Genomic DNA, 21,228 nt, shown 5'->3' with positions numbered 1-21,228 from the left:
TGTTAATCTTTTGCGCTTCCCGCCCGCTCCGTCCCAGGCCCTGCCAATGACCGACTCCGACGACGAGTTCCTCTTTCTGGACGACCAGGACGGCGACGGCAACGGCGAAACCGGGTCGCCGGCCACCGGCAACCGGTGGAAGATGATGATCGTGGACGACGAGCCGGAGGTGCACTCCATCACCAAGCTCGTCCTGGCCGACTTCGCCTACAAGGGACGCCCTGCCGAGTTCATCTCCGCCTATTCCGCGGCGGAGGCGCGGGCGATCCTGGAACGCGAGGACGACATCGCCATCATCCTGCTGGACGTGGTGATGGAGACCGACGACGCCGGGCTGCAGCTCGTCCACCACATCCGCGAGGAGCTGAAGAACCGCCACGTCCGCATCATCCTGCGCACCGGCCAGCCCGGTCAGGCGCCGGAGCGCGCGGTGATCCTCGACTACGACATCAACGACTACAAGGCCAAGACGCAGCTCACCGCCCAGCAGCTGTTCACCACCACGGTCGCCGCCCTGCGCTCCTACGAGGACATCATGGCGATCGAGAAGAACCGGCGCGGGCTGGAGAAGATCATCGAGGCGTCGTCGTCGCTGTTCCAGGCGCGCTCGATGAAGCTGTTCGCCGCCGGGGTGCTGACCCAGCTCTCCGGCATCCTCGGCGTCGGGCCGGACGCCATCCTGTGCGTGCAGCGCGGCCCGGTCATCAGCGGCGCGGCGGACGGGCTGTATGTGCTGGCCGGCTCCGGCCGCTTCGAGACGCTGATCGACGAGCCGGCGGCCAACCATGTCGAGCCCGCCGTCCTGGCGGAGGTCAAGCGCTGCCTGGAGTCGCGCAGCAATCGCTACGCCGCCGACCATTGCACGCTCTACATCCGCACGCCGAACGACCGCGAGAATGTGGTCTATCTGAGTTCCGACCGGCCGCTGTCGGACCTCGACCGCAACCTGATCGAGGTGTTCTGCCGCAAGATCTCCGTCGGCTTCGACAATCTGCATCTCTACGAGCAGCTGCGGCGCAGCCAGGAGCACACGGTCATCGCCATGGCCGATCTGGCGGAGCGCGCCGGCCACCCCGGCGCGGAGGCCGAGACCGGCCCGCGCATCGCGCTGGTGACCGACCGCATCGCCCGCCGGCTGGCCGAGGAGGGGCGCTACCCCGCCGTCCTCGACACGGTGTTCCTGGAGTCGGTCGGCCTGGCGGCCATCCTCCACGACGTCGGCAACGCCACGCTGGATCCCGTTATTCTCGGCAAGACCGGGCCGCTGACCCCGGAAGAGCGGGCCGTCATGCAGGCCCACACCACCACGGGCTGGGACCTGCTGGACCGCGCCAGCCGGCGGTCCGAAGGGCGGACGCATCTGCATCTGGGGGCGGAGATCGCCCGCTCGCATCACGAGAACTGGGACGGCACCGGCTATCCCGACCGCCTGCAGGGCGACGCCATCCCGCTGAGCGCCCGCATCGTCGCAGTGGCCGACAGCTTCGACGCCATGACCCGCGACCGTCCCTACCGCAAGGCGCTGGACCATGACGTGGCGGTGGCCGAGATCCGCCGCCTGTCCGGCAGCCGGTTCGATCCGCTGGTGGTCGACGCCTTCCTGGCGGTGTCCGGCAGCCTGCGCCGGGAGTGAGGCGGACGCCCCACCCCCGCGCCACCCCCTTGGCCGGGGTCAGCCGGCGCTGTTCATCAGCGTGTCGACCATATCCTTGAGCGGACCGATCTGCACCGGCTTGTGCAGCAGCCGGCAGCCCATGGCGGCGGCTTCGACCTGACGTTCCGGCATGGTGTCGCCGGTCAGGATCAGGGCGGGCACCGTGGCGCCGACATGGGCGCGCACCATCTCCACCGCCTGGGCGCCCGTGCCCCCCGCCGGCAGGAAGTGATCGGCCAGGACCAGCCCCGGACGGCCGGGCGCCTGCGGCAGCCGCTGCGCCAACTCGTTGAGCGACAGGGCGGTCAGCACGTCGTACCCCCAGGCCTCCAGAAGCAGCGCCAGCCCTTCCACGATCGACCGGTCGTCGTCCACCACGATGACCAGCCGGCTGGCTTCGGCCGGCGCGTTGCCATCGCCGTCCTCGCGGCGCAACGCGCCGTCACCGCCCGCCGGACCGCCACCGGCATCCCCGGTCATGGCGAGGACTGGCGCGGTTCTGGCATCGTCGTTCGTAAAGCTCACCATCGGATTCTTCACCAGGTCTGAGGGCGGCGGGGCCACAACACCCCGCGCCGTTATCAACATGACCACCTCAAAAAAGAATGAAAACTATTAAAAAAATCGAAATATCAGTGACGCTAATTTTTTGGAATGCCCGCCATGTATCGTGGAAAGAAAACATTCCATTTCTGAAATTTATAGGCAGTGACGCGCAGCATCGCGACAATACGGACGCATGTTTTGAAAACTTATGTTCATTCGCTTTATCTGATGGATCAACTCTCTTCAACTCTGAAAAAGCGCATATGCGGCACGCGCCAACGCCGCACCGACGCGCGCCGCAAACAACGGAACGCAGCGTGCACGGCGAATCCAGACGTGTCGAGTCCGAAACAATCCTTTGAACTGTCCAAACCAGGACCCGTTCCATTCGGACACCAAAAAACAACGGGCCCCCGCCTTGCGGCGGAGGCCCGAACTTTGTCTTATGAAATTGAACCTTTTTCCAGATCCGCAGCCTTTGGGTGCGCAAGGATCAGCTGCGCAAGCTGCCCCCGGTGGCCTTGGCGACCGCGGCGACGATCTTCTGGCCGATGGCCTCGATCTCCGGCTCGGTCAAGGTCCGCTCGGTCGGCTGGAGCGTGACGGAGAGCGCGACGGACTTCTTGCCCTCCTCGACGTTCGTGCCCTGGTAGACGTCGAAGACGGTCACGTCCCTGACCAGCGCCTTGTCGGCGCCCTTGGCGGCGCGGATCAGCTTGTCGGCCTCGACGTCCTTGCCGACGACGAAGGCGAAGTCGCGCTCCAGCGGCTGGAAGGGCGAGAGCTGGACCAGCGGACGCGCCGTGCCGACCTTCTTCTTGGGCAGCGGGATGGCGTCGAGGAACACCTCGAAGCCGACCACCGGCCCCTTGACGCCCAGCGTGCCGAGCACGGTCGGGTGGATCTCGCCGAAGCGGGCCATCACCGTCGGGCCGAGGCGCAGCATGCCGGAGCGGCCGGGGTGGTACCAGCCCGGCGCGTCGGTGGTGACCTGCAGGTTGGTCACCGGCGCGCCGGCGGCCTCCAGCACGGCCATCGCGTCGGCCTTGGCATCAAAGGCATCGACACCGCGAGCCTTCTCCGCCCAGTGGCGCGGCACCGCGTTGCCGGCGCGGATGCCGGCGGCCACGATGTCCTGCCCGTCCGGCGACGGCTTGCGGAAAGCCGGGCCGACCTCGAACAGGCCGACGTCGGCGTAGCCGCGGTCGGCGTTGCGCCCGGCGGCCTGGATCAGGTTGCCGAGAATGGACGGGCGCATCACGTCGAGGTCGGCGCTGATCGGGTTGACCAGCGTCAGCCCCTCGCCAACGCCACCGAACAGCTCGGCCACCGGACCGGCCATGAAGGACCAAGTGACGGCTTCCGAGAGGCCGCGGACGGCCAGCGTGCGCTTGGTCAGCCCGACGCGGCGCTGTTTGGTGGTCAGGGCCGGACGGGTCAGCACGCTCTCGCGCGGCAGCGGGGTCGCCGGGATGGCGTCGAAGCCGTGGATGCGCAGCACCTCCTCCACCAGATCGGCCTCGCCGTGGATGTCGGCGCGCCAGGAGGGGGGGACGACGCGCAGGGTGCCGTCCACATCCTCGCCGACGATCTCGCAGCCGAGATCGATCAGGATGCGGGTCTGCTCGTCGCGCGGCACCTCGACGCCGCCCAGGGCGGCGACCCGGCCCGGACGCAGCGTCAGAGTGCGGCGCCACTGCGGCTCCTCGCCGGCGATCACGAGGTCGGAGGCCTCGCCGCCGCAGATCTCCAGGATCAGGCGGGTGGCGCGCTCCATCCCCGACACCACCGCCGCCGGATCGACGCCGCGCTCCAGCCGGTAGCGGGCGTCCGACTCGATGCCCAGCTTGCGGCCGGTCTGCGCCGTGCGCACGGTGTCGAAGATCGCCGCCTCCAGGAAGACGTTGACCGTCGCCTCGGTGCAGCCCGACGCCTCGCCGCCGATGATGCCGCCCAGCGCCTCGGCCCGCTCATGATCGGCGATGACCGTCATGCTCGGGTCGAGCGGGTATTCCTTGCCGTTCAGCGCCGCCAGCGTCTCGCCCTCGCGGGCCAGACGCACGACGATGCCGCCCTTCACCTTGTCGGCGTCGAAGGCGTGCAGCGGGCGCGACAGGTCGAAGGTGATGAAGTTGGTGATGTCGACCAGCGCCGAGATCGGGCGCTGGCCGATGGCGACCAGCTTGTCGTGCAGCCACTTCGGCGACGGGCCGTTCTTCACGCCGCGGAAATAGCGGCCGACATACATCGGGCAGGCGTCCGGCGCCTCGATGGTCACGCCGAACGGGCTGGCGAAGGCGCCCTTGACCGGCTCGGCGGCCAGCGGCTTCAGCCGGCCCAGACCGGCGGCGGCGAGGTCGCGGGCGATGCCGCGCACCCCGGCGCAGTCGGCGCGGTCGGGCGTCAGGCTGATGTCGATGACCGGGTCGCCGAGGCCGGCGTAATCGGCGTAGGCCACGCCGACCGGCGCGTCGTCCGGCAGCTCGATGATGCCGTTGTGCTCCTCCGACAGCTTCAGCTCGCGCTCGGAGCACATCATGCCGTTCGACTCGACGCCGCGGATGACGCCCTTCTTCAGCGTGATGTCGGAGCCGGGGATATAGGCCCCCTCCGGCGCGAAGACGCCCTTCAGTCCGGCGCGCGCGTTGGGGGCGCCGCAGACGACCTGGAGCTTTTCGGTGCCGGTGTCGACGACCAGGACGCGCAGCTTGTCGGCGTCCGGGTGCTTCTCGGCGGAGACGACGTGGGCGACGCGGAAGGGCTTCAGCTCCTTCGAACGGTCCTCCACCCCTTCGACCTCCAGGCCGAGGGCGGTCAGCTTCTCCACGATCTGGTCGAGCGTGGCGTCGGTCTCCAGATGGTCCTTCAGCCAGGACAGCGTGAACTTCATGGGTCCGGCTCCTTTAGCGCGTCAGGCCCTGGGCCATGCTGGGAACGTCGAGCGGCACGAAGCCGTAATGCTTCAGCCAGCGGAGGTCGGCTTCGAAGAAGGTGCGCAGGTCGGGGATGCCGTATTTCAGCATCGCCACGCGCTCGATCCCCATGCCGAAGGCGAAGCCCTGGTACTTCGTGCTGTCGATGCCGCAGGCTTCCAGCACGTTGGGGTGCACCATGCCGCAGCCCAGGATCTCCAGCCAGTCGCCGTAGTTGCCGAGCTTCAGCTCGCCGCCCTTGCGCGAGCAGCCGATGTCCACCTCCGCCGACGGTTCGGTGAAGGGGAAGAAGCTGGGGCGGAAGCGCAGCGGCAGGTCGTCCACGTCGAAGAAGGCGCGGCAGAACTCGATCAGGCAGCCCTTGAGGTGGCCCATGTGGGTCGCCTCGTCGATGACCAGCCCCTCGATCTGGTGGAACATCGGGGTGTGGGTCATGTCGTAGTCGGACCGGTAGGTGCGGCCCGGCGCGATGATGCGGATCGGCGGCTTCTTGTTCAGCATGGTGCGGACCTGCACCGGGCTGGTGTGGGTGCGCAGCAGCATCTTCTTGTCGCCCGCATCGGGCAGATAGAAGGTGTCGTGCATGTCGCGGGCGGGGTGGCCCGGCGGGAAGTTCAGGGCGGTGAAGTTGTGGAAGTCGTCCTCGACGTCCGGCCCCTCGGCGACGCTGAAGCCCATCTCCGCGAAGATCGCCACCATCTCGTCGATGGTCTGGCTGATCGGGTGGATGCGCCCCTCGGTCTCCGGACGGACCGGCAGGGTCACATCGATGCGCTCGGCCTGAAGGCGGGCCTCCAGATGGGCGCGGGCGAGGTCGGCCTTGCGGCCGTCGATGGCCGCGGCGATCTCGTCCTTCAGCGCGTTGAGCTGCTGGCCGCGCTCGCGCCGTTCGTCGGGCGACAGCCCGCCCAGCTCCTTCATGAAGCCGGTGATGCGCCCCTTCTTGCCGAGCGCGGTGACCCGCACCTCTTCGAGGGCCGCGAGGTCGCCAGCGGCGTTGACCTGCGACAGGAGTTCGTCTTTCAGCGCATCGAGCATGTCATTTCCCGCGAGCCATAAGGAAGTGCGAGCGTAAAGAAAAAGGGAGCCGGCCCAGAGGCACGGCTCCCTTCTTTCGTGTCCGGCGCCGGACCGGGGTTTCCGCTTGCGCGGCGAACCCTTTAGGCGGCGGCCTTGGAGGCGAGAGCGGCCTGGGCCTGATCGACGATGGCCTTGAAGGCCTCCGGCTCACGGGCGGCCAGATCCGACAGGACCTTGCGGTCGATCTCGATGCCGGCCAGCTTGATGCCGTTGATGAAGCGCGAGTAGGTCAGGCCGTACTGGCGGACACCGGCGTTGATGCGCTGGATCCACAGGCCGCGGAAATCGCGCTTCTTGTTGCGGCGGTCGCGATACGCGTATTGAAGGGCCTTTTCGACCTTCTCAATCGCGATGCGGAAGTTCTTGGAGTTGCGACCCCGGTAGCCCTTGGCGAGCTTCAGGATCTTGCGGTGACGGGCGTGCGTGGTGACGCCGCGCTTAACACGAGCCATGGTTCAGATTCCCTTACGATATCAAGCGTTGCGCAGCCAGTTCTTCAGCACGATCTTCTGGTCCGGCTCGGCCAGGGTCATCATGCCGCGCGCGTTGCGCTTCATATTCGGGCTCTTCTGCTCCAGGCAGTGGCGCTTGAAGGCCGCCTGGGCGCGCACCTTACCGGACGCGGTCACCTTGAAGCGCTTCTTGGCGCCGCTCTTCGTCTTCAGCTTGGGCATTTTCAATCCTTGCGTTGGATGTTCCCGACTGACGGTTGGGCATGCCCTGGGTCTCGGACCCGGCCTCGCCGCCCGTTGGAGCGCAGGGTTATACGCGCGGCCACGCCGCAACGCAAGGGGGAGCGAATGCGGGAGAGGTATGAGAGAGGCCGGCGCGCCCCTCCCCTGCCGGTCCTTCCTACCGATACTCCTTGAAGCGCTCCGTCGCCTGGACCAGCGCGGCGCGGATGCCCGGCTCCATGGCGGAATGGCCGGCGTCGGGCACCACGCGGTAGTCGGCCTCCGGCCAGGCGCGACGCAGTTCGTCGGCGCTGGTGATCGGGCAGACGATGTCGTAGCGGCCCTGGACGATCGCCCCCGGCAGATGCCGGATGCGGTGGACGTCGCGCAGCAGCTTGTCTTCCGGGGTGAAGCGGTTGGAGCGGAAGTAGTGCGCCTCGATGCGGGCGAGGCCCAGCGCGTGGGTGTCCTCCGCGCTCGTCGCGATCAGCTCCGGCGAGGGCAGCAGCGAGGAGCAGGACCCCTCGTACAGGCTCCACACCCGCGCCGCCGCCATGCGGGTCGCGGCGTCGGGCGAATTGAGCCGCCGCCAGTAGGACTCCAGCAGGTCGCCGCGCTCCTCCGGCGGGATGTGGCCGGCGAAGGCGGCCCAGGCCTCCGGGAAGATCGTGCGCATGGAGTAGAGGAACCAGTCGATCTCCGCCTTCCGCATCAGGAAGATGCCGCGCAGGATCAGCCCCAGGCAGCGTTCCGGATGGGTCTGCCCGTAGGCCAGCGCCAAGGTCGATCCCCAGCTTCCGCCGAACAGCAGCCAGCGCTCGATCCCCAGATGGCGGCGCAGCCGTTCGGCGTCCTCCACCAGCAGCTCGGTCGTGTTGCGCCGGACCTCGCCCAGCGGGGTGGAGCGGCCCGCCCCGCGCTGGTCCATCACGACGATGCGGTAATGGCCGGGATCGAAGAAGCGCCGGTGCGTCGGCGAGGCGCCCGCCCCCGGCCCCCCGTGCAGGAACAGCACCGGCACGCCGCGCGGGTTGCCCGACTGCTCCCAGTAGAGCGTGTGGATCTCGTCCACGGGCAGGAAGCCGGTCTGGTAGGGGTCGATGGGCGGGAAAAGCTCGCTGCGGGGCATGAAGAGGTCCTGTCAGTCCGGGCCGAATGGGAGCAAGTGTAGGACGCCCGTCCGCCGTCCGCCACAGGCTCACTCCTCCTCGTCGTCGGAAACGTCCGGCGGAGGAGCGGACGGGTGGGGCGTCGCCCGGAGGGGCGATGCCGCCCCATCCAGCCGCTCGATCTGCTCGGGATGGGTCGCCTCGATCAGAGGACCGGCGCGCAGGCCCACCCAGCCGCGCACCCGGACGGTCCGCCCCTCGTAGGACAGCGGGTCGATGCCGGCGGTTACGAATTCGCGCAGCGCGGCCCGCCCGATGTGCACCGTGACGTCGGTCCGCCAATCCTCGCCGAAATCCAGATAGGCGTCGCCGCCGGCCTTGCTCACCCGCAGCACCCGCCCCTCGACGATCTGGAAGCTGTCGCGGTCCCGGCGCAGCGCGTCGGGGTCGGCGGGCCGCACCGCGTAGGCGCGGGTCCGCCAGATGCCGCGCCCGGCGTCCCGCGCGGCGGCCTCCGCCGCCAGCATCTCCCGGGCCAGCGCGCGGGCGTCGGGCCGGGTGTGCACACGGGCGAGGCCGCGCGCCAGCAACTCGCCCTGGAGCCACAGCCCGTCGCCGCGCATCACCTGCGCCAGCACGCGCCCGTGCCGGTCGGTCCGCGCCTCTCCGCGCACCGTCAGGCTTTGCCCGACGGCCAGCTCCGCCAGCGCCAGCCGCGCCGCCTCGGCCAGCGGCCAGCCCCGGCCCGGCTCCGCCCCCGTGGGCGGTGGGGCGGGTGGTGCGGCGGGCTCGATGCCGGCCAGACGCAGGCTGCGCCCGTCCTCCAGCAGCAGCGTGGCGCCGTCGGTCACCGCGGCGACGCGCAGCTCCGTCGACCCGGCGGTGGTCGCCATCAGCAGCAGGGCGGACAGCGTCAGCGAGAGAATGCGGCGCGGCATGGTGAGCATGGGGATGGAGCCGTGGAACAGGCGGAGCGGACGGGGAGTTTGATCTCTGCGAGCCCCCTTCCGATATGACGATTCATGACGACCGAACCGACGACCGAACGCAAGCCGTCTTCCCTGTTTTCGCCAAGGCAATCGGCCGATCCAGCCCTCTCCCCTCTGGGGAGAGGGTGGCCCGGACGGCCGGTGAGGGGGTTGCGCGTGGCGCAATGTCCGGCACAAGCGCAACCCCCTCACCCCACCCCTCTCCCCAGAGGGGAGAGGGGACGTCAGAAGCAATCACCCTCCCCGTCCCCGCTGCGCCGGATCGTCGCCGCGGGGCTGGCCGTTCTGCTGCTCACCTCGGCCTGTGCCCCGGCCAGCGCCCAGTTCCTCGGCGGCAGCGAGGAGTCGATCGGCGCGCAGGAGCATCCCAAGATCCTCGCACAGTATGGCGGGGCCTACCCCGACCAGCGGCTGCAGGCCTACATCATCGGCCTCGGCGACCGGCTGGCCGCCCAGACCGACCGCTCCGGCCCCTGGACCTTCACCGTGCTGGACAGCGACGTGGTCAACGCCTTCGCCCTGCCCGGCGGCTACGTCTACATCACCCGCGGCCTGCTGGCGCTCGCCAAGGACGAGGCGGAGGTGGCGAGCGTGCTGGGGCACGAGATCGGCCATGTCATCGCCCACCATGGCCAGGAACGGCAGACCAACCAGACCATCGCCGGGCTGCTCGCCGCCGGCATCGGCCTCGTGCTGGGCAGCCCGGAGCTGGCGCAGATCGCCAACATCGGCGGCACCGCCCTGCTCGCCCGCTACTCGCGCGGCCAGGAGACGGAGGCCGACCGGCTGGGCATCGAGTATCTCCACCGCGCCGGCTACGACCCCTTCGCCATGGCGACCTTCCTGGAAACCATGCGCCGCGACACCCAGTATTCCGGCCTGCGCGCCGGCAAGGGGGCGGCGGAGGGCGGCTTCGACTTCTTCGCCACCCACCCGCAGACCGCGGCGCGCGTCGACGAGGCGGCGGCCATCGCCCGCGAGCTGCCCCGCGGGGCGCGGCCCGTCGATCCCTACATGACGGCGATGGACGGGGTGATCTACGGCGACAGCCCGGAGAACGGCTTCGTCCGCGGCCGCAGCTTCGCCCACCCGCAGCTGGGCATCGCCTTCGATGTGCCGCAGGGCTACAGCCTGCTCAACGGGGCGCAGCAGGTGATCGCCAAGGGTCCCAACGGCGGCGCCATCGTCTTCGACGGCGGCAAGGCGCCGGGCGCGCGTGACCCCGCCGCCTATCTGACCGGCACCTGGGCGCAGGGGGCGCCGTTGCGCGACCTGCAATCCTTCACCGTCAACGGCATGCCGGCGGCGACCGCGCTGACGCAGGGCAAGACCGACGCCGGGGCGGTGGACGTGCGGCTGGTTGCCATACGCGCCGACTCCGGCACCCTCTACCGCTTCACCTTCCTGGCCCCCGGCGGCGGGCTGTCCCGCTTCGACGGCGATTTCCGCGAGACCGCCAACAGCTTCCGCCGGCTGACCCAACAGGAGGCGGCGTCCTACCAGCCCCGGCGCATCCGCGTGCTGACCGCCCGCCCCGGCGACAGCGTCGAGAGCTTCGTCCGCCAGATGCCGCGCGAGCCCTACGCGGAGGAGTTGTTCCGGATCATCAACGACCTACCGCCGGGCACGCCGATCCAGCCCGGACGTCCGGTGAAGATCATCACCGGCTGATGGCGCCCGGTTGACGGCGCCCAGTTGACGGTGGAGTGACCGTTGCAGGACGCGGCGCGATGGCCGATTGCCGATGGCCGCGTGCGTCCTGTAGGCTCCGCGCCATGGCTGACCACCCCACCAAACGGCGTTTTCTGCGAACCGGAGCCCGGATTTCCGCGTTGAAGGAGGCTGTGCGCAAAAAGGGTGGTCCGCGCCGGACGCGCCCGCCCGCGCTGGGCCGCCCGCGCCTGCGCCTGCCCATCGCGGCGGTGCTGGTGGCGGGCTTCGGCTCGCTGATGCTGCTGGCGGTGGCGAGCGTGCTGGTGCTCGGCCTCGTCAGCGCCAGCCGCAACACCTTCGCCCTGCTGAACGACCGCGCCGACCTCGCCTTGTCGGGGGTGGAGGTGCGCATCCGCAACCAGCTCAACCCCGCGCGGGACATGGCCCGTTTCGTGGCCGGACTGATGGAGCGGGGGGAGCTGGACCCCGCCGATTCCCGCTCGCTCCAGGACACGCTGCGCGGCGCGCTGGCCGGGGCGCCGGACGTCACCGGCATCGCCTTCTTCCATCCCGACCGCACCGGCCTGCGCGCCGACCGGCTGGGCAACCAGCTCCACATCGGGCGGGAGGATCTGCGCCACGAGCCGGAGCTGGCGCCGGAGCTGCGCAACGGCGCCGACCGCACCACCGCCGTCTGGGCCGACCCGCTGTGGTCGAAGGAGGCGGGGACCAGCTTCGTCACCCTGTTCCAGCCGGTGCGGCGCAACGGTGTCTATCTTGGGCAGGTGGTCGTCGGCGTGTCGCTGGGCGACCTGTCGCGCTTCCTGTCCACGCTCTATGTGGAACAGGGGCTGAACGCCTTCGTCCTGTTCGACCGGCAGCATGTGCTGGCCCACCCGTCGCTGGCCGGCATGAAGTTCGACTTCTCCGGCAAGACCGACGGCCCGCCCCTGCCACGCATCGATCAGGTGGCCGACCCGGCGCTGGCGGCCCTGTGGCAGACCGGCCAGCCGGTGGACGCGCTGAAGAAGCGGGTGGAAGGCCGGATCGTCAACGTGCTGGACGAGGACTACCTGTTCCTGATGCGCAGCATGGCCGGCTACGGCCAGCAGGACTGGACCATCGGCATCAGTTTCCGCGCGAACGAGGCCAGCGCCGAGGTCCGCCGCCTCTACACCACCGGCCTCGCCGGGCTGGGCATCCTGCTGATCTCGGTGGCGGTGGCGCTGATCGTCGGGCGGCGCATCAGCACCCAGGTGGCCCATCTGGCCGAGGCCGCCGACCATGTCCGGACCTTCGACTTCCGCGCGATCGACGAGCTTCCCGATTCGCGACTGCGCGAGCTGGCCCGCGCCAACAGCGCCTTCAACGCCATGGTCGCCGGGCTGCGCTGGTTCGAGACCTATGTGCCCAAGGCCCTGGTGCTGCGGCTGATGCACCGCCGCGGCGGCCTGACCAGCTTCCAGTCGGAGGAGCGGGAGGTGACGGTGATGTTCACCGACATCCGCGGCTTCTCGCGCATGGCGGAGCATATGGGCGCCGCCGACACCGCCGCCCTGCTGAACGAGCATTTCACCCTGCTCGCCAACTGCATCGAGGCGGAGGGTGGCACGGTGGACAAGTTCATCGGCGACGCCATCATGGCCTTCTGGGGCGCGCCGGAGGAGCAGCCGGACCACGCCGCCCGCGCGCTGCGCGCCGCCCACGCCATCACCCGCGCCGTGCGCGAAGGCAACCGCCGCCGCGCGGCGGAGGGGTTGCCGGCGATCCGCGTGCGCATCGGCCTGCATTCCGGGCCGGTGGTGGTCGGCAACATCGGGTCGGCAAGCCGGATCAACTACACGATCGTCGGCGACACCGTGAACGTCGCCGCCCGCATCGAGGAGCTGGCCTCCGCCCTGCAGGGGGACGAGGAGGTCATCGTCCTGTCGAGCGCTGCCACCGCCTTCCAGGGTGACGGCGCGGCCCCGCTGGACTGCGTCGGCGACCGGACGCTCCGCGGCCGCAACGGCACGACCGAGGTGTGGCGGGTCGCCCTGGATGGCGAAGGGAACAACGGTGGCGGGGATGGCGCCGGTGCGGTGCGGGAGGAAGAGAAGGCGTAAGCGGGCTTTGCCCCCACCCCGGCCCTTCCCCGCTTCGCAGGGGAGGGAGATGATCACGAAGCGGCGTCCGTCCCCTCCCCTGCGAAAGCGGGGGAGGGTTAGGGAGGGGGCAAGCGGTCTGCTAGGCGTCCGCCAGCAGATCCCCGAACCCTTCCACCCGCTTCAGCATCGACTGGCGCAGCTTCAGCAGGGCGCGGTGTTCGAGTTGGCGCACCCGCTCCTTGCTCACCCCCAGTTCACGGCCCAGCTGCTCCAGGGTGGCGCCCTCCTCGCGCAGGCGGCGCTCCTGAATGATCGTGCGTTCGCGCGGGCTGAGTTCGCCCAGCGCCTCGGCCAGCCATTGCGAGCGGGTGCGGCTGTCGCGCATGCCGATCACCACCTCCTCCGGCGAAGGGCGCTGGTCGGCCAGGAAGTCCTGCCAGTCCTCGTCGGAGCCGTCGGCCACCGGCGAGTTCAGCGACTGGTCGGAGGCGGAGAGCCGCATCTCCATCGCCTCGACCTCGGTCACGTCGACCTGGAGTTCGCCGGCGATCCACTCCCGCCCTTCCTTGGTCAGGCCGTTGCCGGAGCCCGTGCCGCCCTGGCTGAGGCTCTCGATGCGGGCGCGCAGGCGGCGCAGGTTGAAGAACAGCGACTTCTGGGCGGCGGTGGTGCCGGTGCGGACGATGGACCAGTTGCGCAGGATGTAGTCCTGCATGGCCGAGCGGATCCACCAGGCCGCGTAGGTCGAGAAACGCACCTCGCGGTCCGGCTCGAAGCGGCTGGCCGCCTGCATCAGCCCGACATTGCCCTCCTGCACGAGGTCGCCCATGGGCAGGCCGTAGTTGCGGAAGCGCGCGGCGGTCGCCACCACCAGACGGGTGTAGGCGCGCACCAGTTCGTGGAGGGCCCGCTCGTCGCCGCCCTCGCGCCATTTGCGGGCCAGATCGAATTCATGGTCGCGCGTCAGCAAAGGCTCACGCATGGAGGCCTTGATGAAACTCAGATTCGCGCGCTGAGTCTCGGGATCGTCGATGTAAGCCATACGTCCCTTCCTTCCCGTCTGGGCGGCCGCGTTTCAGGCTGCTCGTGCCCTGTGCTGCGGAGTCCGAAGGGACAGGCCCCCTCAGGTCCAAAGATCCGTCGGTTCGTCGTGGCCGCTTCGCCACGGAGTGCCGACGGTTGGGACAACAGCCGTTCCCCTCGCCCTGTTGCACGTCATACGCAGCACAAGACGTTTCGGATCATCCGCACCGGAAGGGATTCGGTGGCGGAGGCCGAGGGGACGGATAAGACGGATAGGAAAAAGGGAGATGGGTCAGACCTGGAACAGGTCCAGGATCTCACCCGAAGGCGACAGGCATCCACAAACGAGATGCCCACCCAACCCGCAATTGCCGTCCAGGGTCGCCACGCGGTCGGTCACCGCGACGCCCTTGCGAGCCGGGTCGTAGCCCCGCACGACGCGGGCGAAACCACCGTAAGGCTCTGACATCTGGGCAAAACCGGGCGCCCCCCACCAGAAGGCGTCGCCTTGATGGTTCAGCGGGCGGCGGATGTCCACCCCGGCGCTGACCAGCAGCACGCCGCCCTGCCCCTGTTCCGGCCCGGTGCAGTAGGCGGCACGGCGCAGGGTGTTGAACACATTTTCGTGACCGGGCTGCGCGTGCATCGCCTGACGCAGCCCCTGGGTCCAGCGGCCGAGCGTCATGGTGCCGCCGCGGGCCGCCGCCATGCCCTGCTCCACCGTGCCGCCATAAGCGGCCAGCGTGGCCCCCGCGCCATGGCGGGTCATCCAGTCGAGAACCTGCTGCGGGTCGGGCGCGAACTGGAGCTGGAGCAGCTTGTGCCACATCTCCTCCTGCGCGCCGCGCAGATAGACGATGTCGCCGGCCTCCATGCCCCGCCAGCTCAGCAGCCAGGTGCGGAAGGCCAGCAGCGCGTCCACCGTCTCCAGCACCCGCTCGCCCCAGCCGACCATGTTGCCGAGATAGACGAGCCGGTCGCCGGGCAGGAAGCGCGCCGCGATCACCTCGTGCACGGCGTGGAGATGGTCCGTCTGCGCGTGGATCGAGCCGACGGCCCAGATGCGCCGCGGGTTTCGGAGATCGATGAATTTCTGCGCTTCAGACATGCCGGAGACGCTCACCCCATCCAGCGGTCACGGACCGGCCCAGAACAGGCCGGGGGCGGGAGTGTAGGCGCCGCACAGGCCCGGCGAAAGACGAAAACTTAAGACAAAGGCGCGGCCAAAGCGCCGCGCCTTCATCGTCAACATCACATTTTCGAACCGGTTCCCGCCTCCTGAAGCCGGGAAGCGGGTCAGCACCGGATCAGGCGGCCTTCTTGAGGACCAGCTCCAGCCGCTCGGTGGCCTTGGTCTCGTCGATCTTCTCGACGGCGGCCAGCTCGCGGGCCAGACGCTCCAGGGCGGCCTGATAGATCTGGCGCTCGCTGTAGGACTGGTCGGACTGGTCGGCGCCGCGGTACAGGTCGCGCACGACTTCCGCGATGGCCACCGGGTCGCCCGAGTTGATCTTGGCCTCATACTCCTGGGCGCGGCGGCTCCACATCGTGCGGCGGACGCGCGAACGGCCCTGCAGCGTCTCCAGGGCGACCTTGATGCGGTCCTTCGTGCTGAGGCGGCGCAGGCCGGCGGCCTTGGCCTTGCCGACCGGAACCTTGAGCGTCATGCGCTCTTTTTCGAACGTGATCGCGTAGAGCTGAACATCCATGCCAGCGATGCTGTGGGTCTCGATTCCCTCGACCCGACCGACGCCATGGGCCGGGTAGACGACGAAGTCACCGGCCTCGAAGTCAAGCTTGTTCGACATTTGGGTTGGCTCTCACTTCTCGCGATCGCGCCATTTTGCCGCCCCGGTGGAGGGGGCGAAAAAGGCCCGGTGACAACGACACACCGTGGGGATGGGGTCCTCCACGCCGCGCACTGTTGCACTGAGCCCTTGGTCGATGGGAATTCCGGCAATGACGCTGAGGCCGGCTCCGGGCGCGTATTATAGCGATGTTACGGCCGGGTTACAAAGGCTACGCGCGGGCAGCCGTCCGGATTCTGACGTTGCCCGCCGATGGCCGACCTGTCGTTTTTGCATGGCGGCAAAAGAATGCCATGCGCCGCAATAGTCCCGACTCCGCTTAGCCGCCGGCCTTCGGGGAGAAGAACTTGTCGAACTTGCCGTCCACGCCCTTCATGGCGTCGGCGTCAGGCAGCGCGTCCTTCTTGCGGGTCAGGTTGGGCCACTGCGCCGCGTAGTCGCGGTTCAGCTCCATCCACTTCTCCGCACGGCCGTCGGTGTCCGGCACGATGGCCTCGGCCGGGCATTCCGGCTCGCACACGCCGCAGTCGATGCACTCATCCGGGTGGATGACCAGCATGTTCTCGCCCTCGTAGAAGCAGTCCACGGGGCAGACCTCGACGCAATCGGTGTACTTGCACTTGATGCAGTCTTCCGTCACGACGTAGGGCATGATTCGTTCTCCGCTGTTCTCGCCAGTTCCGGCGGTGTTCACGCGCCGGGGTTCGAGTCGCTTCGATGGACGCTTCGACTGACGTGCTCGCGCGTGGGCGCGGCCGGGGGCATGAATGGACCATGGCCCGACCGCGGCGCTTGCCTAGCACGCCGCCCGAGACGGGATCAACCCCGCCGGTTGTGTGGGCGCAAGCGACGCAGCCCCACCCTCCATATTCCCCTCCGCGACCGCCTCCAGGAAGGTGCGCAGCGCCACCGTCTCCATGGAATCCACCCGCCGGACGAAACGGGTGGGCATGCGGGCCAGTTCCGGCGGCAACGCGCGGGCGGTGAACAGGCCGCGCCAGGGCTCCCGCTCCACCACGACGCGGGGCAGGACGGTGACGCCCATGCCGGCGCCGACGCAGCCCAGGATGGCCTCCAGCGCCCCAAACTCCATGACGCGGTAGGGAACCCGCCCGGCCTCGCGCATCGCCGTCTCGGCCCGCGCGCGGTAGGCGCAGCCGCGCCGGAAGGCCAGAAGGGTGTTCCGCCCGGACTCGCTGGTGATGCCGCTGGCCGGTTCGACAAGCACCAGCTCCTCCTCGAAAACGGGCTGGCTGACCAGTTCGGGATGCTCCACCGCCCCGGAGACGAAGGCGCCGTCGATGCGCCCGGCCAGCACCTCCCCCAGCATGGTTTCGGTGGGGCCGGGGACGATGGTCAGCTCGACGTCTGGATTCTCCACGTGGAAGCGGGCGAGGATCGGCGGCAGCCGGACGGCGGCGGTGGTCTCCATGGTGCCGATGGACAGCCGCCCGCCCCGCCCCGCGGCGTCGGCCACCGCGTCGCGCGCCTGGGCGACGAGGCGCAGCACGCGGTCGGCGTAGTCGGCCAGCACCCGCCCGGCCGGCGTCGGGGCCATGCCGCGGCTGAGCCGGAGGAACAGCGGCACGCCGAGATCCTCCTCCAGCCGCTTCAGCCGCGCCGTCACGTTGGACTGGACGCAGTTCAGCGTCTCCGCCGCCCGGCTGACGCTGCCGGTGTCCGCCACCGCCTTCACCACCCGCAGGCCCGCGAGGTCCATCGCCATCCTCCCCGATCCAGTGCCATCACTTACAGTGAAGCATAGCATCGGAACAAATCATTGGAAATGAAGGTTCCGACGCGCGAGGATGGGCGCACACGAAAAAAACGAGCCGGTGGGAGGAGTGCATGGTCAGGACGCTGATTGGCGGCGTGCTGGTGCTGGTCGTCTCCATGGGGGTGGGGCGCTTCGCCTTCACGCCGATCCTGCCGGCGATGCAGGCGGCGACCGGGCTGGGCACCGACGCCGCGGGGCTGCTCGCCTCACTGAACTATCTCGGCTACTTCCTGGGGGCGCTGGGCGTCGGGCTGGTGCCGCAGGGCGCGGCGCGCACCGCCGTCTTCCGCACCGCGCTGATCGCCAGCGTCACCTCCACCGCCGGCATGGGATTCACCGACGACCTGACGGCCTGGGCCGTGCTGCGCTTCGTCTCCGGGCTGGCCAGCGCCGGCCTGTTCATCCTGGGCATCGCCATGACGCTGGACGCGCTGGCCCGCGCCGGGCGCGAGTCCTGGACCGGCTGGCTCTACACCGGCGTCGGCCTCGGCATCGCGTCGAGCGGCCTGTTCGTCGCCGTGATGGGCGACCGGCTGGGCTGGCGCGGCGACTGGCTGTGGCTGGGGCTGGCCTGCCTGGGCTTCGGCACCCTGTCCTGGCTGTGGGTGAGCGACCCGCCGCGCGAGTCCCGGCACGCCGCCGCCCGGTCGATGCCGGCGCCCACCCTTCGTCCCTCCGCCCCGATGATCCTGCTGACGCTGGCCTATTTCCTGGAGGGGGCCGGCTACATCGTCACCGGCACCTTCCTGGTCGCCATCCTGAAGACCATGCCGGAGACGGCGCCGCTCGGCGCCGCGGCCTGGATGGTCACCGGTCTGGCGGCCATGCCGTCGGGCATCGTCTGGGCGGCGGCCGGGCGGCGGCTCGGCCTCTGGCGGGCGCTGATCCTCGCCCATGTCGTGCAGACGGTGGGCATCCTGCTGCCGATCACCGGGTCCCCCGCGGCGGCCCTGCTGTCGGCGGTGCTGTTCGGCGGGACCTTCGTCGGCATCGTCACCCTGTCCTTCACGCTGGGGCGCCACCTGTCGGGCGGAGCGTCGGCCCGCGTCATCGGGGCGCTGACCGCCGTCTACGGGCTGGGGCAGATCATCGGGCCGGTGCCGGCCGGGCTGGTGGTGGCGCGCACCGGCAACTTCGATTCCGCCCTGCTTGGCGCCGCCGCGGCGGTGCTGGCCGGTGCGCTCCTCCTCGCCGCCGGGGCCTGGATGGCCGGGCGCCGCGACCCCGCCGCGGTTGCCCTGGGCGCCGGGCGCGGGTAGCCTGTCGCCATGTTCGATCCGCTGCACCCCGAGGACTCCCGCCGCCACGCTCCCGCGACGGAGCGCAACCGAGCCCCCATTCTGGAGGTGCTGCGCCGCGTCCTGCCGCCGCAAGGGCTGGTGCTGGAGGTGGCGAGCGGCACCGGCCAGCACGCCGTGGCCTTCGCCGAGGCGCTGCCCGGCGTGACGTGGCAGCCGAGCGACCCCGACCCGGGCTTGCGTGACAGCGTCCGTTCGTGGGCCGCCGCCGCGGCGCTGCCCAACCTGCGCGACCCGCTGGACCTCGACGCCGCCGCGCCCGATTGGCCGGTCGAGGCGGCCGACGCGGTGGTCTGCATCAACATGATCCACATCGCCCCGTGGGAGGCGGCGCTCGGCCTGTTCGCCGGGGCGGGGCGACTGTTGCCCGCCGGCGCGCCGCTGCTGCTCTACGGCCCCTTCACACGCGGCGGGCGGCACAGCGCGCCGAGCAACGCCGCCTTCGACGCCGACCTGAAGGCCCGCAACCCCGCCTGGGGCGTGCGCGACCTCGACGCGGTGGAGCGCGCCGCCGCCGGCTTCACCCTCGCCGAGCTGGTGGAGATGCCGGCCAACAACCTGACCGTCGTCCTCCGGCGCGTCTGACACTCCGCCCGATCCCCAATCCGGACCACCCCATCCGAGGTGCGGTCTTCTGCCGCAGTTTCGCACCCGCGAGATTTGCTATTGTTTCCCTGCAGCGCTTGAGTTTGTAAACAAATTACAAATTGGGGGAAATGATGAAGCGGAAGCTGGTTCCGGACGTGGTGAAGTCGCAGGAACTCATCCTGGTGACGGAGGACACCTCCGTCCTGACCGTGTCGAAGCTGATGGCGGAAAAGAACATCGGCGCCGTCCTGGTGGTGAACCACGGCGACCTCGTCGGCATCGTCACCGAGCGCGACCTGAACAACAAGGTGCTCTCCACCCGGATCGACGCCTTCGAGACCGAGGTGTCGACGATCATGACCCGCAACCCGGACACCCTGCCGCCGGACGCGGACGCCATCGACGCGCTGACCCTGATGCAGTCGAAGCATTACCGCCACCTGCCGATCACCCAGGGCAAGCGCGCGGTCGGCATCGTCTCGATCCGCGACCTGTTCAAGCTCGCCTACGAGCATCTGGTCGAGGAGGTGGAGTTCCGCGACGGTCTGATGCGGACCTGACCCGGAAAGGCGAACGGGCCGCCCCCGCGAAGGGACGGCCCGTCGGAGGACCCGTTCAGGAGGGCCGGAGCGTCAGTGCGCTTCGGCCTTCTTCCGTTTGCGGCGGGCGGCGGCCATCAGGTTCAGCGCCTCGACCAGCGTCGAGAAGGCGATGGCGAAGTACAGGTAGCCCTTCGGGATGTGGAAGCCGAAGCCGTCGGCGATCAGCGCCACGCCGACCAGCAGCAGGAAGGACAGGGCCAGCATCTTCACGGTGACGTGGCGGTTCACGAAGTCGCCCACCGGGCGGGCGGCGAACAGCATCACCGCCATGGCGATGACGACGGCGGTGATCATCACCGGCAGGTCGTTGGACATGCCGACCGCGGTGATCACGCTGTCCAGCGAGAACACGATGTCGAGCACGATGATCTGCCCGACCACCGCGCCGAAGCTGGCGAGCTTGGGGGCGGCGCTGTCCTCCTCGTGGCCTTCCACGGTGTTGTGGATCTCGATGGTGCCCTTGGCCAGCAGGAACAGGCCGCCGCCGAGCAGGATCAGGTCGCGGCCCGAGAAGCCCATGCCGAGCACGGTGATCAGCGGCTCCGTCAGCGTCGCCACCCAGGAGATGGAGGCGAGCAGCGCGAGCCGCATGATCAGCGCCAGCGCCAGACCGAGCTGCCGGGCCTTCTGCTGCTGGTGGACCGGCAGCTTGGCCGCCATGATCGAAATGAAGATGATGTTGTCGATGCCGAGCACGATCTCCAACGCGGTGAGCGTCAGGAGGCTGGCCCAGACCTGCGGGTCGGAGAACAGTTCGAGCATGGGGGCGGCGGGCTCCGAAAAAGTCGGCCGTTGCGGGATTATTTTGCGCAGATGAGGTTGCGGCGCCCGAATGGCAATGGCCCCGCCCGCGCTTCACCGCCGCTTTTCCCGGCTGTTCCGGCTTACTCCTCTCCGTGCAGCTGGTCGAGCGCCCGGCGGTCGCGCTTGGTCGGGCGGCCGGCGCCGGGCTCCCGCGGGGCCGGCGGCGCGCGGTAGGGGTCCTGGATCGCCTCCTCGCGCACCGGCGGGGCGAGGTCCTCGTAGAGGGCCTGGGCCTCCGGCGCCGGGCCGCGCCGGCTGCCCAGAGCAACCACCTTGATGACGCGGATGTGCCGCCCCTGGGCGAAGGTCAGCACGTCGCCGGGCTTCACCGCGTAATGCGCCTTGCCGACCACCGTGCCGGACACCCGCACGCCGCCGCCGTTGCACAGCTTCGCCGCGAGGCTGCGCGTCTTGAAGAAACGCGCGAACCACAGCCACTTGTCGATCCGCAGCCGGCCCGCCGGGGTGGGGTCGGAGCCGGAGTCGGGGAGATCGTCATCGTCGCCGAGGTCGGTCATGCGGGGCCCCCACTCTCCCGCGCTGCCGCGCGGGTCCCTCCCTCCCCCGCTGCGCGGGAGAGGGAAAATTTGCGAAGTCCCCTCC

Annotated in this window: 20 protein-coding genes; 6 read left to right on the top strand and 14 right to left on the bottom strand. The window is 69.6% G+C overall.

All coding sequences use genetic code 11. The features are described 5' to 3' along the window. The first annotated feature begins 46 nt into the window (after positions 1 to 46). Positions 47 to 1,633 carry a DUF3369 domain-containing protein gene (locus tag FBZ83_RS12915; protein WP_145683226.1) on the top strand — a complete coding sequence of 529 codons (1,587 nt, stop codon included), beginning with the start codon at positions 47 to 49 and terminating at the stop codon, positions 1,631 to 1,633. Between the two features lie 39 nt (positions 1,634 to 1,672). Here FBZ83_RS12915 and FBZ83_RS12910 read toward each other — a convergent pair whose 3' ends face one another. The 7 genes from FBZ83_RS12910 to FBZ83_RS12880 all read right to left on the bottom strand — a co-directional run bounded on the left by FBZ83_RS12910 (position 1,673) and on the right by FBZ83_RS12880 (position 8,943). Beyond that, positions 1,673 to 2,182: a response regulator gene (locus FBZ83_RS12910; protein ID WP_247888280.1), complete on the bottom strand. Its 510-nt coding sequence runs from the start codon at positions 2,180 to 2,182 to the stop codon at positions 1,673 to 1,675. A 511-nt stretch (positions 2,183 to 2,693) separates the two neighbouring features. Continuing rightward, positions 2,694 to 5,090, bottom strand: coding sequence for a phenylalanine--tRNA ligase subunit beta (pheT, locus tag FBZ83_RS12905; RefSeq protein ID WP_145683213.1), 2,397 nt, complete (start codon positions 5,088 to 5,090; stop codon positions 2,694 to 2,696). 13 nt (positions 5,091 to 5,103) lie between these two features. Further along, positions 5,104 to 6,171 (bottom strand): phenylalanine--tRNA ligase subunit alpha, encoded by a 1,068-nt coding sequence (pheS, locus tag FBZ83_RS12900; protein ID WP_014238728.1) that lies wholly within the window; start codon positions 6,169 to 6,171, stop codon positions 5,104 to 5,106. A gap of 122 nt (positions 6,172 to 6,293) precedes the next feature. After that, positions 6,294 to 6,665 (bottom strand): 50S ribosomal protein L20, encoded by a 372-nt coding sequence (gene rplT, locus FBZ83_RS12895; protein ID WP_014238729.1) that lies wholly within the window; start codon positions 6,663 to 6,665, stop codon positions 6,294 to 6,296. Between the two features lie 21 nt (positions 6,666 to 6,686). Beyond that, entirely contained in the window at positions 6,687 to 6,887 is a 201-nt protein-coding gene (gene rpmI / locus FBZ83_RS12890) for a 50S ribosomal protein L35 (protein WP_014238730.1), read from the bottom strand. Positions 6,888 to 7,065: 178 nt separating this feature from the next. Further along, positions 7,066 to 8,016, bottom strand: coding sequence for a prolyl aminopeptidase (gene pip, locus FBZ83_RS12885; RefSeq protein WP_145683206.1), 951 nt, complete (start codon positions 8,014 to 8,016; stop codon positions 7,066 to 7,068). Between the two features lie 69 nt (positions 8,017 to 8,085). Beyond that, positions 8,086 to 8,943, bottom strand: coding sequence for a thermonuclease family protein (locus FBZ83_RS12880; protein WP_247888279.1), 858 nt, complete (start codon positions 8,941 to 8,943; stop codon positions 8,086 to 8,088). 198 nt (positions 8,944 to 9,141) lie between these two features. On the opposite strand from FBZ83_RS12880, the gene FBZ83_RS12875 reads away from it, so the two are divergent. After that, on the top strand, positions 9,142 to 10,656 hold the full coding sequence (locus FBZ83_RS12875) for a M48 family metalloprotease (RefSeq protein ID WP_145683199.1): 1,515 nt from the start codon (positions 9,142 to 9,144) through the stop codon (positions 10,654 to 10,656). Positions 10,657 to 10,829: 173 nt separating this feature from the next. After that, positions 10,830 to 12,743 carry an adenylate/guanylate cyclase domain-containing protein gene (locus FBZ83_RS12870; RefSeq protein ID WP_247888278.1) on the top strand — a complete coding sequence of 638 codons (1,914 nt, stop codon included), beginning with the start codon at positions 10,830 to 10,832 and terminating at the stop codon, positions 12,741 to 12,743. Between the two features lie 121 nt (positions 12,744 to 12,864). Here the strand turns inward: FBZ83_RS12870 and FBZ83_RS12865 are convergent, their stop codons facing one another. From FBZ83_RS12865 to FBZ83_RS12845, 5 genes are all read right to left on the bottom strand, one after another. After that, complete coding sequence (locus FBZ83_RS12865) at positions 12,865 to 13,767, bottom strand: RNA polymerase factor sigma-32 (protein WP_145683183.1); 903 nt, start codon at positions 13,765 to 13,767, stop codon at positions 12,865 to 12,867. Positions 13,768 to 14,040: 273 nt separating this feature from the next. Next, positions 14,041 to 14,856 carry a hypothetical protein gene (locus FBZ83_RS12860; protein ID WP_145683176.1) on the bottom strand — a complete coding sequence of 272 codons (816 nt, stop codon included), beginning with the start codon at positions 14,854 to 14,856 and terminating at the stop codon, positions 14,041 to 14,043. A 199-nt stretch (positions 14,857 to 15,055) separates the two neighbouring features. Next, entirely contained in the window at positions 15,056 to 15,556 is a 501-nt protein-coding gene (locus tag FBZ83_RS12855) for a CarD family transcriptional regulator (protein WP_014238739.1), read from the bottom strand. 319 nt (positions 15,557 to 15,875) lie between these two features. Further along, positions 15,876 to 16,208, bottom strand: coding sequence for a ferredoxin FdxA (fdxA, locus tag FBZ83_RS12850; RefSeq protein ID WP_014238741.1), 333 nt, complete (start codon positions 16,206 to 16,208; stop codon positions 15,876 to 15,878). A 144-nt stretch (positions 16,209 to 16,352) separates the two neighbouring features. Then, on the bottom strand, positions 16,353 to 17,276 hold the full coding sequence (locus FBZ83_RS12845) for a LysR family transcriptional regulator (protein WP_145683168.1): 924 nt from the start codon (positions 17,274 to 17,276) through the stop codon (positions 16,353 to 16,355). Positions 17,277 to 17,404: 128 nt separating this feature from the next. On the opposite strand from FBZ83_RS12845, the gene FBZ83_RS12840 reads away from it, so the two are divergent. The 3 genes from FBZ83_RS12840 (at position 17,405) to FBZ83_RS12830 (ending at position 19,779) form a co-directional block, all read left to right on the top strand. Further along, positions 17,405 to 18,592 (top strand): YbfB/YjiJ family MFS transporter, encoded by a 1,188-nt coding sequence (locus tag FBZ83_RS12840; protein ID WP_145683162.1) that lies wholly within the window; start codon positions 17,405 to 17,407, stop codon positions 18,590 to 18,592. 9 nt (positions 18,593 to 18,601) lie between these two features. Next, entirely contained in the window at positions 18,602 to 19,216 is a 615-nt protein-coding gene (locus tag FBZ83_RS12835) for a DUF938 domain-containing protein (RefSeq protein WP_145683151.1), read from the top strand. A 134-nt stretch (positions 19,217 to 19,350) separates the two neighbouring features. Then, a complete protein-coding gene (locus tag FBZ83_RS12830) occupies positions 19,351 to 19,779 on the top strand; it encodes a CBS domain-containing protein (protein ID WP_145683141.1) in 429 nt (142 codons plus the stop codon). Positions 19,780 to 19,851: 72 nt separating this feature from the next. Here the strand turns inward: FBZ83_RS12830 and FBZ83_RS12825 are convergent, their stop codons facing one another. Beyond that, the gene (locus FBZ83_RS12825) at positions 19,852 to 20,583 is read right to left on the bottom strand and encodes a TerC family protein (RefSeq protein WP_145683128.1); all 732 of its coding nucleotides are present in this window, start codon (positions 20,581 to 20,583) and stop codon (positions 19,852 to 19,854) included. Between the two features lie 122 nt (positions 20,584 to 20,705). Further along, positions 20,706 to 21,143 carry an RNA-binding S4 domain-containing protein gene (locus tag FBZ83_RS12820; protein WP_145683116.1) on the bottom strand — a complete coding sequence of 146 codons (438 nt, stop codon included), beginning with the start codon at positions 21,141 to 21,143 and terminating at the stop codon, positions 20,706 to 20,708. Positions 21,144 to 21,228: the final 85 nt, after the last annotated feature.

The organism is Azospirillum brasilense (genome assembly GCF_007827815.1).
GTDB classification, from domain to species: domain Bacteria; phylum Pseudomonadota; class Alphaproteobacteria; order Azospirillales; family Azospirillaceae; genus Azospirillum; species Azospirillum brasilense_C.
This window is presented reverse-complemented; position numbering and strand designations above follow the sequence as displayed.